Below are 15,811 nucleotides of genomic sequence, written 5' to 3'. Positions count from 1 at the left end.
TGGGTGGTAATGAGACCACCTCCATGGCGTCACTGATGCGTCTCGACGCAGGTAACCTCAGGCAGACACCCCGATCCGGGCGTCGGTGACGAGAGCTTTCCATGCGTCCAGAAAGCGTGTTTCCAGTTGTTGCACAGGGCCCGGTGCGGGCTGGGCAGCGGGCGCCTCGTTTGATGCGACTGATGTGATCAACTCGGCCCATGCGGCGGTGGTGCAATCCTGTGCGGTGTGAACGCCGAGGGGTGTATGGTCGGTCAGGCCGTCAACCGCCTGCAACAAGAGGGCGCGGTTTGCGGCGCGGGCTTCGATAGCGACGAGGCCGTATGCCTCCCAGCGGGAGGGCATTGCGACGGCATCGACGGCGGCGAAGGCCTCGCGCGGGTCGGTCGCCAGGCCTTTGAAAACGATGCGCGCATCATCGCCAGCGAGGGCACGCAGCCGGGCTTCCTCCGGGCCTTCGCCGTAGATGTGCAGGGAGAGGTCGGCGCGGCTGACCGAACGAAATGCGGTGATCAGAGTGTCGAACCCCTTCTGCCGGTCGAGCCGCCCGATGGCGCCGAATGTGCGGATGGGACCGGTGCGGGCGGGAAGATCGCGAAAGGCGGAGAGATCGACACAGGACGGGATGACGGAGAGGCGGGCGGAGGCGACGGCGCCGCTGCGGGTGAGCCATGCGCCTTGCGCCTTGCTCACGGCGACGACCCGGTCGAACAGGCGGTAGGCGGTGCGGAGGAGGAGGGCGAAGCGGCCCTTGCGGTTGACGCATTCGGCCACGAAACCTTCGGTGTAGCTGTGCTCTACATGGATGAGCCGGGCGCGGGGGGGCAGCAGCCGGAGCAGGGTCAGCATGGGCAGGGTGCGCCAGCTCACCGCGAGGTGGGAGACGATCATATCTGCCTCGAGACGGCCAAGGCGCAGGCTTCCACGTGGGACGTGGCGGAGCCTGTGATCGGCCTGTTCCGCCAGTTCGGGCGAGGTGACGAGGTAGTCGAGCACGCGCATGACGCCGCCGGCGGTAGCGTCATCGACGAGGTGGAGGATGCGGGGGCGGCTCATCGGGCGAGCTCGGCGCTGAGCGTGGCGGGCTTTCGGCCGGAGCCGGTCAGGCGAAACACGAGGGCCGCCGCGAGGGTGGTGAGGGTCTTGCCCGGCTCTTCGAACAGCGGCAGCCGCGAGTTGGAGAGCGCGGCGCGGATCAGCCTGTGGGCGCGCGCGCCGTCCCGGTCGGAGATGGCCCGGCGGGCGAGATAGCGCAGCTGGTAGGCGCGGGCGGCGCGGGTGTTGACCTCGAAGAAGGCAGGGTTGAGGGGGGCGAGCTTGTCGACCATCCGCTCCCAAGCGGCAAGCTGGCGCTCGGTGTTGGCGGAGAGGCCGCCGGAGTTGACGCGATAGCGGGTGAGCAGCCCCTCGATGCCCTCGAAGCGCCAGGAGGTGGAGAGGGCGATGCGGAGCCAGCATTCGATATCTTCCGACTGGCGGAAGGTTTCGTCGAAATACCATGTCCGGGAGGGTTCCTGCCGGGGGCTGTAGCCGATCTCGTCGAAGACGGCGCGGCGGATCACCGGTGCGGAGCCGTTGCCGATGGGGTTGCGCTTGAAGATCGTGCTGGCGTCGACGCCTTCGAGGCGCGGGCGCTGGGCGGTGCGGAGCGAGCGCGAGGCCTCGTCGATGAGCGCGGAGCCGGAGTAGCTGATGCCGACCTCCGGGCTGGCCGCGAGATGGGCGGCGTGGCGGGCCAGCTTTTCGGGGTGCCAAAGATCGTCGGCGTCGCAGAAGCCGATGATCTCGCCCTTTGCGGCGTGGATGCCGGAGTTGCGGGCCCCGGCGAGGCCGCGGTTGGCTTGGCGGACAATGCGCACACGGGCATCGCGGGTGAAGCGGCGGGCGATCAACGGGGTGCGGTCGGTCGAGCCGTCATCGACGACGATGATCTCGAAGTCGGGATGGGTCTGGACGAGCAGCGCGGTCAGGGTCTCAGCGAGAGTGGCTTCGACGTTAAAGGCGGGGACGATGATTGTGGCAAGGGTCATGGGAGGGCCTTTCTGGCGGGCGATCAAGAGAAGAGGGCGCGGCGCAGGAGGCGCGGCAGGACGGGCGCGAGTGCGGCCCCGGCGAGGGTGAGCGCGCCGCGGCGCGCGGGCGAGAAGAAGCCCGCGGGGCTGTGGCGGAGGCCGGCAAGGGCGTGGCGCAGGGCTTCGCGCGGGTCGCCCCCGAGCCGCAGGGCGCGGCGGGCGAGGTAGCGGGCGTGGACGGCGTGGCTCTCTTCATCCGGTTCAAAGCCGTAGCGGGCGGCGGTTTCGAGCGCGGTGGCGCGGCCTGCGGCCATGGCAACGAGGTTTGTGGAGAGGCCGCCGGTGCTGGTGCGGTAGTAGGTGTGGAGCGCGGGCAGGCCGATGACACGGGCGCCGTCACCCACCAGCCGGATCAGCCATTCGAGGTCTTCGTTGTGGACCATTGCGCTATCGAAGCCGCCTGTGGCAGCGAAGGTCTCGCGCCGGACCGAGAGGTTGGACATTGTGCAGACCGGATTTTCGCCCAGCAGCATCGGGATGGTGAGCGGCCCTTCGGGCACGGTGGAGCGCACGCGGCTGTCGCCCGGCACATGGCGGAAGAATTCGATCTGGCCGTAGACGGCCTCAAGGGTCTCGTCTTCAAAAGCCGCCACGACCTGCGCCAGCTTCTGGGGGTGCCAGAGATCATCGGCGTCGCAGAAGGCAACGAGCGGCGCGGTGGCGTGGCGAAACACGCCGGCGTTGCGGGCCACGCTGGGGCCCTTGCCAAGGTTGGCCACGAGCCGGATGCGCGGATCCTGCCATGCGGCGGAGTGCACGAGGGTCATGGTGCCATCGGCGGAGCCGTCGTCGATGCAGATGGCCTCCCAATCGATGAAGCTCTGGCGCAGCAGGCTTTCGAGCGTAGCGAGGATGGTTGCCTCGGCATTGTAGCAGGGGATGACGATGGAGATGGCGGGCATGGGTCAGACCTTTGCAAAGTTGGGGCGGGCGAAGGCCGCATGGAGGGCGGGAAGCGAGGCCAGCACCATCACCACGGTGGCGGTGAGCGCGTAGCCGGTGGCGACGGGCAGCAGGCCGAACGGGGCGAGGGCGGCGGTGTTGAGCATGAGCGCGGCGGTCATCAGCGCGGTCACGCGGAACTCGGCGCCAGCGCGGCCCTGAGCGCGCATCCAGCCGGCGGCGGCGGCCCAGAGGGTGGTGGGGATGGCGACGAGGCAGAGGATCGACACGATCTGAGGCAGCTCCTCCCAGCCCGCGCCCAGCAGCAGCGGCACGTAGACCGGGGCCAGCAGCGCCTGCGCCAGCACGGCGGGGGTGATGAGGCCGAGGCCCAGCACCATCGCCTGCCGCAGCGCCTGCGCCCGGTCGGTGCTGGTGCAGAGGTGCGGGAAGAGCACGGTGGAGAAGGCGGTGGAGAAAGAGGTGGCGAGGCTGAGGCCCGCGTTGAAGGCCATAAAGTAGAGGCCCAGTGCCTCGGCGCCCATCAGCGTGCCGACGATCAGCTTGTCGGCCTGCATCCTGAGCGCCTTGACCAGCTCCACCCCGAGCACCGCCGCGCCGAAACGAGCGAAGGGCGCGAGCGGAGCCCGGGGGGCGGACGGGTTGGGCGACCACGGGTGGAGGCGGCGCATGGCGACGAGCCAGAAGGGTGCGGTGAGCAGGCGCGGGAGGATCAGCGCCAGTGCCGAGGGCCAGGCCAGTGCCAGTGCCGCCGACATGAAGTTGGCCGCCACGATCTGGCCGCCCGAGATGGCTGCCGTCTGCCGCAGCTTGCCAGCACGCATGGCCAGCGCCGTCTGCACCAGCCCGCCCGGCATGAAGAGGTATTCGCCCGCCAGCAGGAGGATCAGAAGCAGGAGGGTGAGGCCGCCGCCCGCAGCGTAGAGCGCGAAGCCCACCGCCGATTGCAGCAAGAAGAGCCCGAGGCACCAGGCCCAGAAGATGCGGTGGGCGGTTGAGCAGGTGGCCTCCAACTCGTCGTCTCGGGCGGCGATGATGCGCTGGCCGACGCCGTTCTCGGTGAGGGACTTCAGGATGTCCGCCGCCGCGAGAGCCGCCGCCGCCACACCGATCTGCTCGAGATCAAGCGTTCGGGCGACGGCGACGACCACCAACAGCCGCGAGACCTTGGCAGCGACCTCGGACGCCCCGTAGGCGAGGAGGTTCTGCACGATACGAGATGTTCCGTGAGTGGTAAGCATCTGTCTGGTCCCTTGGCGGTTGGTAACCAAGGTTTAGGCCAGCGGTTTGCTGCCGTCTTGCGCGCCCAAGGAGAGGCGAAGGGCGCAACAGTTGTGCATCATATCCCAACGGATAGGGTGCCCGCGCCCGACGCTCCCTCGACCGGGGCGGGGGAAGGACGTAACAATCACTCAACCGCAGGCGACAAGGCGAAAGCAGTGATGGTGCAGGTATTCAAGTCTTCCACGGCGCTGGTTGCCGCGCTGGCAATGAGCGGGTGCGCCGCACTCGACACGCCCGACAACCTCGAACCGGTCGCGCAGGGCGATGCCTATCAGGCGCAGTACCGCCAGCCCGATGTGAGCCGGGATGAAGCGCAGTTCTTGCGGTCGGCCACGATCAACGCCCAGAAGTGCCGCGCCCCGCGTGGTGGTGCGGGCGGCAAGGCGAGTGGCGCAACGGCGGCTGCAGCGCTGCGCGGCGAGCGGCTCACCCGGAACGATCTGGTGGATATCCGCGTCGGCGATGACGAGACCTTCAACGGCGACTACGTCGTCTCGCGCGACGGCACGCTCAAGCTGCCCTTTCTTGCGCCGATCCCGGCGCAGGGGCGGCTGACCTCGCAGGTCGAGGCCGACATTGCCCGCCAGCTCCTCGCCGGAGATTTCTTTGCCGAAACGCCGCGCATCTCGGTGCGGGTGGCCGATTTTGCCTCTGTCACCCTGGGGGTCTCTGGAGCCGTCTTCGAGCCCCGCGCGGTGGAGATCGGAGGCGTGCCGGGTGACCAGGTCGACAGCCGCCGCCAGCAGGCGCTTGGTGCTTCGACCGAGGGGCGCAACCTCTCTGCCGCGCTGCGTGCGGCAGGGGGCGTGCGGCCCGATGCCGATATTTCGGCCGTCGAGGTGCGCCGGGGCGGCACGCTTTACACGCTGGACATGCGCGGCGTGTTCGAGGGGCAGAACGCGGTGGATATCATGCTGCTCACCGGCGACGAGGTGAACGTGCCGAGCCGGGGCTGCTTCCAGGAAGACCTGATGCGCCCCAGCCCGATCAGCCCGCCAGGGATTTCGCTCTTCCTGTCGAACCTCACCCAGCCCGCCACCGGCAACGCGCCTTCGGCGATCGGGCGGGAAACCCGCGAGGTGCCCTATGGCACGCGCTACCTTCAGGCGGTGGTGAACACCAACTGCGTGGGCGGGGCGCGGGCGACCAGCGCCAACCGCTCGTCGGTGCTGTTCTCGCGCAACCCGATCACCAAGGTCTCCGTTGTGATCGAGCGGGATATCGAGAACCTGCTGCGCCGCGCCGACCGGGATGACTACGACCCCTTCCTGCTGCCGGGCGACTCCATCGCCTGCTATGACAGCACGGTGACAAACGTGGGCGAGATCGGGCGTGTGCTGGGGCTGCTCCGGCCCTGAGCCTGTCTACTGCGTCGCAGGGCGGGGGGCTTTGCGGCGCTCGGCCACCAAGGCGGCGCGGGTTTGCGCCCAGACCTGCGGCAGGGCGGCGATGCCCTCCTGCATGGCGGCGACCTCTCCGGCTTTTGCGGCATCCTCGATACCTACCAGAGCAGCCCGCAAAGCAACGGCGCCAAGAGTGGCCGAACTGCCGGCAATCTTGTGGGTCCGCGCGGCGGTGTCTGTGAGATCCGCCTCGGCTGAGGTGCCAAGGAAGGCAATCAGCGCCTCCACCTCGGTGCCGAAGCGGTCGAGCAAGCCGGCCAGCGCCTCCACCCCCAGCGTCTCGCGCAGCTCGTCGAGATAGCTGCCTGCGACGGCAGGGTTTTCGGGCGCGCGCTCGGGCGTGTCGGCGCCTGCGTGATCGGCCAGCACACGGTCGAGCGCGGCTCGGGAGAGCGGCTTTGTTACGATGTCGTCCATCCCGTCGGAGAGAAACGCCTCTTGCTCCTCGGCGACCGCATTGGCGGTGAGGGCGATGATCGGCACCCGGGCGCAGGGGCCGTGGCCCGCGCGGATGGCGCGGGTGGCCTCGCGGCCATCCATCACCGGCATGGAGATATCCATCAGGATCAGGTCAAAAGGCTCGGCCCCGGCCCGCTCTACCGCCTCGCGCCCGTTCGGGGCGTGGGTCACGGTATGGCCTGCAGCCTCCAGCATTTCGCGCGCGACCATGCTGTTGATCTCGTTGTCCTCGACCAGCAGCACCTTGCTGGCCGCGGCCGTGCTGCGCGGCTTGCGGGCCGCGACCTCGGGGTCTGGCGCGGCCACGGGTTCGACCGGCAGGCGGATCAGGAAGCTACTGCCCACGCCTTCCTCGCTCTCGACTTCGATCTCACCACCCAGAGCGGTGATGAAGCGCTTGGCGATGCCGAGGCCGAGGCCGGTGCCGCCGACCTCGCGATCATAGGCGGTGTTGCCGGTCAGGAAATCGTCGAAGATATGTGCCTGCAGGTCCGGGCTCATGCCGATGCCGGTGTCGCTGACGGTGATCTGCACCTCGGGCCCGGCTGCACCTTCCAAACGCTCGGCCTCCACCCTGACCCGCCCGCCGCGGGTGAACTTCACCGCGTTGCCGATCACGTTCATCAACACGTGCTGAAGCCGGTCACGGTCGGCCCTGATCCAGTCGAGCTGCGGGCCGGACCAGCCCCACTCGAGCGTGGTGTCCTGCGCCAGAGCCGCGCCACTCTGGTTGTCGACGATGTCTTGCAACAGGGTGGAGAGGTTCATCGCCACGGGCCGAAGCTGGAGCTTGCCCGCGTCATACTTGGTGATGTCGAGCACGTCGGAGATGTGGCTCATCAGCAGCTTGCCCGAGGTGTCCATGTTCTTGATGTAGCGGGCCTGCCGAGCGTTGAGCGAGGTGTCCTGCAGAAGTTCGAGGTTGCCCAAAAGGCCGTTCAGCGGCGTGCGGATCTCGTGGCTCATGGTGGCGAGGAAGTCGGTTTTGGCCTTCTCGCCTGCCAGCGCCCTGTCGCGGGTCTCAACCAGCTCCTTCTCGGATTGGACCCTGTGCGAGATGTCGCGCAGGAAGGAGATGAAAATCGTGCCCTCGGCGGTCTTGGCGGACTGGATGGCGAACTCGACCGGGAAGACCTCTCCCGATTTGCGCCGTGCTTCCAGCTTGATCCGGCCCTTGCCGACTACCCGTTGCTCGCCGCCATCGCGCATGCGCTGCATGCCTGCGTCATGGGCCGCGCGGTATTGCTTGGGCACGATTAGGTCACCAAGGTTCGCCCCCACGGCCTCTTCGGCGCTGTAGCCGAAGATCTGCTCGGCGGCGGCGTTGAAGTCGAGCACGGCGCCGGACTTGTCGACCACGATCACCCCGTCGAGCGCGGTGGAGGTTACCACGTTCATCCGGCTTGCGCTCTCCAGAACCTCGCAGCGGCGGCGCACGTTCTGGCGGTTGAGGTGGTTGAGGTAGGCAGCGAAGCCTAGGAGGGCCAGCACCAGCACGGAGACGCCCACGGCCAGTTGGGTGAGGGTGACGGCAACGTTGTTGCGGCGCTGGTCGGATTCGACGGCAAAGTAGTTGAGGCCGGAGTTGGCCAGGGCGCGCACGTTGGGGCGCACCTCTGCGGTGCGGGCCAGAAGCTCGGGCGCTGCGGCGGCCAGTTCGGCATCGGGCGCATCGATCAGCGGCACGGTGCGGTCGAGGAAGGTTTTCACGATCCGCAGGTTGCGAGAGAACTCCGGCTCATCGCGCAGCCCGGCATAGATCGAGCTTTGCTCCAGCGTGGTGATCCGGCTGTAGAAGATATCGTACTCGCGCCGCAGTTGCCTGAGCTCATCACCCGGAGGCGTCGGCAGGGCCGCGAGGTGGATCTGGAACTCCAGAAACTCCACCTCGGATTGCGAGAGGGTCCATTGCACGTTGTCGGAGCTGGCGGAGTTGAGCAGCTTCAGGTCCCGCGCGACGTGGACCGAGAGATAGACAAGGGCCGCAACGCAAAAACCCGCCGCGATGGCGGTGGCAAGAAGGCGCGGGCGGCGCCAGCGGCTGAACAGGCCTTCCATGGGCTCTCCTCTCGGGCGGGCGCGGGCCAGTGCTGGCCCGGCGCCCCTTCAGGCTTAGTCGACGACCACGATGCGGTCGAGTTGCCAGATGCTGCGGGAGTAGATCACCTCGGTCCGGTAATCGGCGCTGCTGTCATAGGGATAGACGATCCAGAGCGGCCCCTTGTCGCGCACCGACATTTCGGCGCCGTTCATCCGGTAAGCTACGATCGGGCCACCCTCTACGGCGTCCTCGAACGGGATCTCGACGGCGTAATCGTTGATGGCGGTCGCCCGCAGGGTGCCGCCTTCGATGCCCGCTGCCTCGGCCAGCACCTTCAGCGAGACGCCCTCGAAGGTATTGGTGCCCTCGGTCCAGATGGTGGTGGTTTCGATGGTCTCGGTGCCAAGTGCCTCGAGCATGGCGAGGTCGAACTGGGCGGTGTCGCCGGCGTTGGTGGTGCCGATCTCGCCGGAGAGGGTGAGGATGACCTCGCCTTCGGGCGCGGCCAGATCCTGCGCGGCGAGGGGCATGGTGGTGAGCGCGGCAATCGCCAGCGACTGGATGAGTTTGCGCAGCATGTCGGTTGCTCCTTGGTTTCCTGTGGCACTCTATCTCATGGATGGGCCGGGAGGCCCAAATGGTCAGGCGGATAGGGACCTATCCTTTGGGATAGGTCCGGTTCAGGCGACCTGCCGCAGTTGCGCGCTGCGCTCGGCGAGAAAGCCGCGCAACTCGCCTGCCAGCTCGGGACGGTCGAGCGCGAAGGCGGCGGTGGCCTGGACGAAGCCCTGGATCGAGCCGCAATCGAACCGCTCGCCCTCGAAGGCGTAGCCGTACACACCTGCGCGCGGCAGGTCGGCGTTGATGGCATCGGTGAGCTGCAGCTCGCCGCCTGCGCCCGGGCCGAGGGTTTCGAGCTTTTCGAAGATCGAGGGCTCGAGGATGTAGCGGCCGATCACGGCGCTGGTGGAGGGGGCCACGTCGGCGCGGGGCTTCTCGACCATGCCGCGGGCCACGGAGACCCGGCCATTCTGGCCCGCCACATCGAGCACGCCGTAAGCTGAGACCTTGCTGCGCGGCACGTCCATAGTGGCGACCATATGGCCGCGGGTGCGGGCGTGGGCCTCGACCATCTGTGCCAGCGCGCCGCGGCGGGCGCGGATCACGTCGTCGGGGAGCAGTACAGCGAAGGGTTCGTCGCCCACCAGCTTGCGGGCCAGACGGACAGCGTGGCCAAGGCCGCGCGGGTTGGGCTGGCGCAGAAAGCTGAGCGCGCCTTCGGGCATCCGGGTGCGCTCCAGCGCGGCGAGGGCATCGGCCTTGCCGGCGGCCTCGAGACGTTGCTCCAGCGCGGCGGCGGTGTCGAAGTAATCCTCCAGCGCGCCCTTGCCGGCGGCGCTGACGAAGATGAACTCCTCGATCCCGGCTTCGCGGGCCTCGTCCACCGCGTATTGGATCAGCGGGCGGTCGACCAGCGGCAGCATCTCCTTGGGGATCGACTTGGTGGCGGGCAGGAAGCGGGTGCCCATTCCGGCGACGGGGAAGACGGCTTTGCGAACGTGGGTCATGGCAGGGGTCCTTTCGGTGAGCAGATGAGAGTGGGGTGGGGTAGGGTCAGTAGGCGCCCCGGCCGCCGAGTACGGCGCCGAAGGTGCGGGCGATGAGGGAGATATCGAGCAGCAGGGTGCGCGAGGCGGCGTAGGAGAGATCCATCTCGACCATCTTGTCGAAGCCGATGGAGGCGCGGCCCGAGACCTGCCAGACCCCGGTGAGGCCGGGCTTGACGGCGAGGCGGCCAAGCGCACGGGGCGGGTAGGCGGCCACTTCGGTCGGCAGGGCAGGGCGCGGGCCGACGATGGCCATCTCGCCCTTCAGCACATTGAGGACCTGCGGCAGCTCGTCGATCGAGAAGCGGCGGATGAAGCGGCCGACGCGGGTGATGCGCGGATCGGCCTTGGACTTGAAGCAGACGCCCTCGCGGTCGGAGGTGGCCAGCAGCGCGGCGCGGCGCCCCTCGGCATCCACGCCCATCGAGCGGAACTTCAGCATGGTGAAGGTGCGGCCATTCCGGCCCACGCGGGTTTGGCGGAAGAGCACCGGGCCACGGCTGTCGGCTTTGATGGCAACGGCAGTGGCAGCCAGCACCGGGGCGAGCAGCACCAGTGCGGTTATCGAGAGGGTCACGTCGAGAAACCGGCGTTGAACGGCGGCAAAGCTCTCCGGCCCCCAAGCCTTGAAGGCGGCGTGGGTGAGGAAGCTGAGGTTGCCCGCAAGGTAGCGCTTGGCAAGGCGGCGCGGCTCCTGCGCCAGCCGCCAGATCCATTCGGCTCGTGCCTTGCGCACCCAATGGGGTGCGCGGGTAACGTTGCCTGCGAGAAAGTCGAAGAGCGCGCCGACCGCGAGGGTCAGGTCGGCATTCAGGCGCCAGGCGTGGCGGTGCAGCCAGAGCTCCTGCATCGGCACACCGAGGGCAACGAGCACGATGTCTGCGCCGCTCTCGTTGATGTCATCCACCACGGTGTCGGCATCGGCTGCGCCATCGAAACCATCGCGGGTGCCGGCGACCCGCAGGGCGGGGATGCGGGCTTGGAGTGCGGCGGCGGCGGCACGGGCGGTGCCGGGCTTGCCGCCGAAGAGGTAAACAGATTTGCCCTGCTCGGCGGCCTGTTCCAGCAGCGCCGGCACGAGGTCGGTGCCGTTGAGGTTGGCGGTCAGGCGCTGGCCGGTCATCTTGCCCGCCAGTTCCACCCCGATCCCGTCGGGCAGCAGAACGTCGGCACCGGCCACGGCCTCGCGGTAGGCCCGGTTGCGGCGGCGGATGTTGCAGCAATGCGCGTTCATGAAGAAGGCGCGGCGGCGGCCCGGGGCGAGCAGTGCGGCGATGGTCTGCGCGGGCGTGGCGTCGACCAGGTCGAGGCCGAGCGCGGGCAGATTGGCGGTGGGCAGGGCCGGGGTGACGGCGGTGCAGGGCAGGTCGAACGTGGCGGCTTTCATCGGGCAAATCCTTGTGCTTCAGGAACTTGCCCTCTGATGCCTGCTGACCTTGCCCCGGCTCAACGGAGCGGGAGGAGAGGCGCGCGGCGCGTTGGTTAACCGGTTATTACCAGCGGCGCGGAAACCTATCCGAAGGAGATAGTGGCTGGCCGAATTCTCCGTGCCTTTCGGTTGGCGCGCAGGTTAGATATGGGTGAAAGCGTTCTACCAGTGCGGAAACCCGGGAGCCTCCGATGCGCGTTCTGATTGCCGATGACCATGACCTGCTGCGCGACACCCTCGTGATGTTCCTGCAGAGCCAGGGCGACATCGAAACCGAAACCGCGCCCGACCTGCCCGCGGCCCACAAGCTGATCGAGACGGCCGACACGCCCTTCGACCTCGTGCTGCTCGACCTGAACATGCCGGGGATGAACGGGCTGGACGGGTTGAAGGCGACGATGGCGCTCGGCGCGGGCCAGCGGGTGGCGCTGCTCTCGGGCGAGGCCACCAAGGAGATCGCCGAGAAGGCGCTGGAGGCGGGGGCGGCGGGCTTCGTGCCCAAGACCCTGCCCGCGAAGTCGATGATCAACGCGGTGAAGTTCATGGCGATGGGTGAGCAATATGCCCCCATCGACTTCATGACCGCCGCCGACGAGACCCCGACCCACCCGATGGCCGAAAAGCTGACGCCGCGCGAGTTGCAGGTGCTCAAGGGGCTGACCGAGGGCAAATCCAACAAAGAAATCGCCCGCGACCTCGACATCACCGAGCCGACGATCAAGCTGCACATGAAGACGCTTTATCGGAAGGTGGGGGCTTCCAACCGCACCCAGGCGGCGCTGATGGCCCGGGAGGCGGGGTTGTTTTGAGGGGGCGCGAGCGAACCTAAGAAATTCCGCTGCGAGTTCACGGTGACCGATGTTGCGCATGCGTGAACGTCGATCTTGTTTGTGAAACCACCCACCGGGAAGTGATCAGGTCGCACGATGCCCCATGACAAACTTCACGGGAGCGACGAGCATCCATGCGCCGACCCCAAGCATCGTGCCACCTGCAAGATTTCCGCCCAAGAATGACAGGTTTTCAGAGCCGAAACGACTGACGATCTGGTTCTTGATTGTGACCGCGCACAGGGCAATCAAGCTGAAACAGACAAACCCGTTCAGGTACATGAAGACGCCGAGAACCAGAATTTGAGTGCTCACGTTTCCTAGCTCGACCGCCACGAATTGCGGTAGGAACGACGTTAGCAGGACGATCATTTTCGGATTGCCGAGATTGGTGAGGAGACCCTGGAGATATGCCGCGAAGAGAGGCTCCTCGGACCGCAAGCTCCGGATCTCACTGGTTTCAATGTCAACGGTGCGCGAAGCGAATGAAGCACGCAGCATCTTGAGCCCGATGTAGACGAGATAGAGAGCACCAGCCGCGCGGACAGCCATCCAGACCGCGGGGGAGAGGGTGTTCACGAAATCCATGCCGAACGCGATGGCAGGAACGAAGAAGAGGCCAGCGGAGATAACGCCGAGAATGGCTGCAAAAGCGTGCCGCATTCCCTGAGAGGTCGCGCGAGAGACCACGACAATGCTGTCTGGCCCGGGTGTCAGGAACATGAGCGCATGTATCCCGACCATGACGGCGACAAGGTTCCAATCCATCGAGAATACCTAGCTTAGTTCAGTAGAGTCGGACCAACGGTAGGCTCGCGGCGAATTTGTGTAAACTTGGCATCTGAGAAAGGCGACCTTCGGGGTCCATTAAGAGCGGCAGAAGAGCCGTCACTCCTAACATACGGCGAACCCTGAGGCTTCGCTCCCCCTTAACCTACCCCATCGGATAGCCCAAACGCCCTGATGCCCCTCGCACCTCCCCGCCCGCGCGGAGGCGGGGCAGGGCCACTCCTTCTATGGTCTGCCCTGAAGGAGATGCTCGATGACCCTGCAAGACACGTTTCACACCGCCAAACCCGCCCGCAAGCGCCGCCTGACTGGCAAGCGCATCCTGCTGGGCGGGCGGATCGGCGACCTCGGGCGGTTTCCGCGTTACCTTGCCTTTGCGCTCATGGGCGGGGCGGCGATCTGGGCGCCGATCACGGGCTACCTGCGGACCGCGCCGCTCACCTTCAAGTCCACGGCTTCACTGATCCTGCCCGGCTCGGGCGCCTCGGCTTCGATGAATCTCAACGGGATCGGGCAGGCCTCGTCCTATGCCAACTCCGCCTTCGCCAGCAACGCGGTGAGCCCGACCGAGACCTACAAGCGCCTGATCGGGGCCGACCGGATCGTGGATGCCGCCGCGGGCGCGATGGGGATGACGCGGCGCGAATTCGGCGCGCCGCGGATCAACCTCGTTGACCAGACCAGCCTGATCCACGTGGAGATGGCCGGCGGCAGCCCGGAGACGGCGCAGGCGCGGGGCGATGCGCTGATCGCGGCCTTCTTTGCCGAGATCGACGCGCTCCGGGCCGACGAAATGGCCACGCGCGAGGACAGCGGTTTGGCTGCGATTTCCGAGTATCGGAGCTCGGTGGCCGCCACCCGTGAGGACATCGCCGCGCTGCAGGGCGAAACCGGTCTGATCTCGGCCGACCAGTATGATGCGATGGTGGAAGAGACCCGCCAGCTGCAGAGCCGGGTGCGCGACGTGGAGGCCACGCTGAGCGAGAAGACCCAGAGCGTCGCCGCGCTGGAGGCCACGCTGGGCGTGCCCGCGCGGGCCGCCGCCGCAACGTTGAAGCTCTACGCCGATGCCGAATTTGCCGCGCTCACCGAAGAGGCCGCCACCCACGCCGCGGCGCTGGCAGAGGCACGTTCGGCCTATGGCGAGGGGCACCCGAAGGTGCAGGTGGCCCGTGGGGCGCAGGCCTCGGCGCAGGCCGCCACCCTGGCCCGCGCCGCCGAGGTGACCGGCCTCGATCCCGCCGCGCTTTCTGCGCTCGACCTCGCCCCCGATGGCGCCCGGGCCGAGCTGCTGGCGCAACTGGTGCGGATGGAGGCGGAGCGTGCGGGCGTGGCCCGGCAACACGAGACGCTCTCGGCCCGGCTCGACGCCGAACTGGCCGAGCAGAAGCGGCTGGCCGCCCCCGCTGCCCGGTTGCAGGACCTGCAGCGCGACTTCACCGTGGCCGAGGCGGTCTTTGCCAGCGCCATCGCCAAGACCCAGTCGACCAAGTCCGATGTCTATGCCTCCTACCCGCTGGTGCAGGTGCTGGAGAACCCGTCGCTGCCCGAGAAGCCCTCGTCGCCCAACCGCAAGCTGGCGCTGGCCGCGGGCGTGGCGGCGACGCTGATGATGCTCTTCGGCCTGTTGCTGGGCTGGATGCGCGGCGCCCTGATCGGCCGCCTGCTGTCCCGCCCGGAGCAAACCTCATGACAGGCTTCACCGGCCCCGAGCGGATGGTCTACAAGACGCTGATCTGGACCTGGCCGTTCTATGCGGTGGGTGCGCTCTATGTCGTGGGGCCGGTGCTGGCCTGGCTGCTGGGCGGGCTGGCGGCGCTGGCGCTCTACCTCGGGCCGGCGATGCGCGAAGACCTGCGCCCGACCGGCCCAGTGCCGCCGCTCGTCTGGGCGTGGTTCATCGGCATGGCGGTGATGCTCGTCGCCCTCTGGGCCGGGCACCTCGACTGGGGGCTGGGGCTGAAGCAGACGATCAAGAGCTCGATCGGCTGGGCCAAGGGCTGGGCGCTGCTGGCGCTGTTTCCGCTGGCCGGCGCGGTGTTGCAGATCCGCCGGGAGGTGTTGATCCGCGGGCAATGCGTGGTCGGGCTCTGGACGCTGGCGCTTGCGCCGGTGCTGCTGGCCGCGCCCTACATCGGCCTGCCCGAGCGGATTTTCACCTCGCCGCTCAAGGCCATCGGCGGGCCGGGGCCGGAGTACTTCAGCGTGTTCTTCTTCACTTGGGATCCGGCGAGTTGGACGCCGCGCTGGCAGTTCTATGCCCCATGGTCGCCCTTCGCGGCGCTGCTCGGGGTCATCATGGTGCTCTTCGCACTCGAAGAAAAAGACCGGCGCTGGATGGCGGCGGGCGTGGCAGCGGGGGTGCTGATGATCTTGGCCTCCAAGTCGCGCATGGGGCTGGTGGGGCTGGTGGCCTGCACGGTCGCCCCGCGGATGTTGCCGCTCATTCTGCGCGGCTGGGCCTGGCAGGTAACGGCGGCGCTGACCGCCTCGCTTGCGGTGGTGGGCACGACGCTGGCGACGATGGCGGGTGATGCGGTCTCGGCCTTCAAGGGCGCGCGGGCTGACAGCACGCGGGTGCGCGCGACCCTCCAGCGGATTGCCCGAGAACGCTGGGAGAACGAGGCGCTCTGGTTCGGCCACGGCACGGTGCATCCCGGCTCGCACGCGGTGGAATACATGCCGATCGGCAGCCACCACACGTGGTTCGGGCTGCTCTTCGTAAAGGGGCTGGTGGGGTTCTTCGCGCTGCTGGTGCCGCTCGCATGGCACGTGGGGTTCGCCCTCATCGACGCGGCGCGCCACCCGCGCGGGAGGCTGCCGCTGGGTATCCTGATGACGATGGTGCTGCTCTCGTTCGGCGAGAACATCGAAATCGAAGCCTACATGCTCTGGCCCGGCCTCGTGCTGCTCGGTGTGCACCTGCGCGAAGTTGCCCAGGCTCGCACGGCTTGAGTCTGAACCGCGTTCATTTCTGCAGCACGCGCGGCGCCC

13 protein-coding genes are annotated in these 15,811 nt (G+C 67.7%); 4 read left to right on the top strand and 9 right to left on the bottom strand.

The window, feature by feature from the left end:
* Positions 1-57: 57 nt before the first annotated feature.
* The 4 genes from KUV38_RS11850 to KUV38_RS11835 are packed head-to-tail and all read right to left on the bottom strand — an operon-like array spanning position 58 to position 4,216.
* Positions 58-1,056, bottom strand: a complete 999-nt coding sequence (locus tag KUV38_RS11850) for a glycosyltransferase (RefSeq protein ID WP_222470245.1) — start codon at positions 1,054-1,056, stop codon at positions 58-60.
* On the bottom strand, positions 1,053-2,030 hold the full coding sequence (locus KUV38_RS11845; RefSeq protein ID WP_222470244.1) for a glycosyltransferase family 2 protein: 978 nt from the start codon (positions 2,028-2,030) through the stop codon (positions 1,053-1,055). Before KUV38_RS11845 ends, KUV38_RS11850 begins: the two co-directional genes overlap by 4 nt.
* A gap of 23 nt (positions 2,031-2,053) precedes the next feature.
* Positions 2,054-2,974, bottom strand: a complete 921-nt coding sequence (locus tag KUV38_RS11840) for a glycosyltransferase family 2 protein (protein ID WP_222470243.1) — start codon at positions 2,972-2,974, stop codon at positions 2,054-2,056.
* A gap of 3 nt (positions 2,975-2,977) precedes the next feature.
* Positions 2,978-4,216 (bottom strand): oligosaccharide flippase family protein, encoded by a 1,239-nt coding sequence (locus KUV38_RS11835; RefSeq protein WP_222470242.1) that lies wholly within the window; start codon positions 4,214-4,216, stop codon positions 2,978-2,980.
* 201 nt (positions 4,217-4,417) lie between these two features.
* Between KUV38_RS11835 and KUV38_RS11830 the strand changes: the two genes are divergently transcribed.
* Positions 4,418-5,617 carry a polysaccharide biosynthesis/export family protein gene (locus tag KUV38_RS11830; RefSeq protein WP_222470241.1) on the top strand — a complete coding sequence of 400 codons (1,200 nt, stop codon included), beginning with the start codon at positions 4,418-4,420 and terminating at the stop codon, positions 5,615-5,617.
* 6 nt (positions 5,618-5,623) lie between these two features.
* Here the strand turns inward: KUV38_RS11830 and KUV38_RS11825 are convergent, their stop codons facing one another.
* From KUV38_RS11825 to KUV38_RS11810, 4 genes are all read right to left on the bottom strand, one after another.
* A complete protein-coding gene (locus KUV38_RS11825; protein WP_222470240.1) occupies positions 5,624-8,179 on the bottom strand; it encodes an ATP-binding protein in 2,556 nt (851 codons plus the stop codon).
* A gap of 54 nt (positions 8,180-8,233) precedes the next feature.
* On the bottom strand, positions 8,234-8,740 hold the full coding sequence (locus tag KUV38_RS11820) for a molybdopterin-dependent oxidoreductase (RefSeq protein WP_222470239.1): 507 nt from the start codon (positions 8,738-8,740) through the stop codon (positions 8,234-8,236).
* A gap of 102 nt (positions 8,741-8,842) precedes the next feature.
* Positions 8,843-9,730, bottom strand: coding sequence for a UTP--glucose-1-phosphate uridylyltransferase (locus KUV38_RS11815; RefSeq protein WP_222470238.1), 888 nt, complete (start codon positions 9,728-9,730; stop codon positions 8,843-8,845).
* A gap of 46 nt (positions 9,731-9,776) precedes the next feature.
* Positions 9,777-11,156: a WecB/TagA/CpsF family glycosyltransferase gene (locus KUV38_RS11810; protein ID WP_222470237.1), complete on the bottom strand. Its 1,380-nt coding sequence runs from the start codon at positions 11,154-11,156 to the stop codon at positions 9,777-9,779.
* Between the two features lie 233 nt (positions 11,157-11,389).
* On the opposite strand from KUV38_RS11810, the gene KUV38_RS11805 reads away from it, so the two are divergent.
* Entirely contained in the window at positions 11,390-12,007 is a 618-nt protein-coding gene (locus KUV38_RS11805) for a response regulator transcription factor (RefSeq protein WP_222470236.1), read from the top strand.
* Positions 12,008-12,112: 105 nt separating this feature from the next.
* On the opposite strand, the gene KUV38_RS11800 is transcribed toward KUV38_RS11805, so the two are convergent.
* Positions 12,113-12,796 (bottom strand): LysE family translocator, encoded by a 684-nt coding sequence (locus KUV38_RS11800; protein ID WP_222470235.1) that lies wholly within the window; start codon positions 12,794-12,796, stop codon positions 12,113-12,115.
* A gap of 274 nt (positions 12,797-13,070) precedes the next feature.
* Between KUV38_RS11800 and KUV38_RS11795 the strand changes: the two genes are divergently transcribed.
* Together KUV38_RS11795 and KUV38_RS11790 are read left to right on the top strand one after the other, a co-directional pair.
* On the top strand, positions 13,071-14,510 hold the full coding sequence (locus KUV38_RS11795) for a hypothetical protein (protein ID WP_222470234.1): 1,440 nt from the start codon (positions 13,071-13,073) through the stop codon (positions 14,508-14,510).
* Entirely contained in the window at positions 14,507-15,772 is a 1,266-nt protein-coding gene (locus KUV38_RS11790) for an O-antigen ligase domain-containing protein (protein WP_222470233.1), read from the top strand. The genes KUV38_RS11795 and KUV38_RS11790 overlap by 4 nt, the downstream gene beginning before the upstream one ends.
* The last annotated feature ends 39 nt before the right edge of the window (positions 15,773-15,811 follow it).

The organism is Vannielia litorea, from assembly GCF_019801175.1.
Taxonomy (GTDB): domain Bacteria; phylum Pseudomonadota; class Alphaproteobacteria; order Rhodobacterales; family Rhodobacteraceae; genus Vannielia; species Vannielia litorea_B.
The sequence above is the reverse complement of the archived record's forward strand: the minus strand, read 5'-3'. Positions and strand labels throughout refer to the sequence as shown.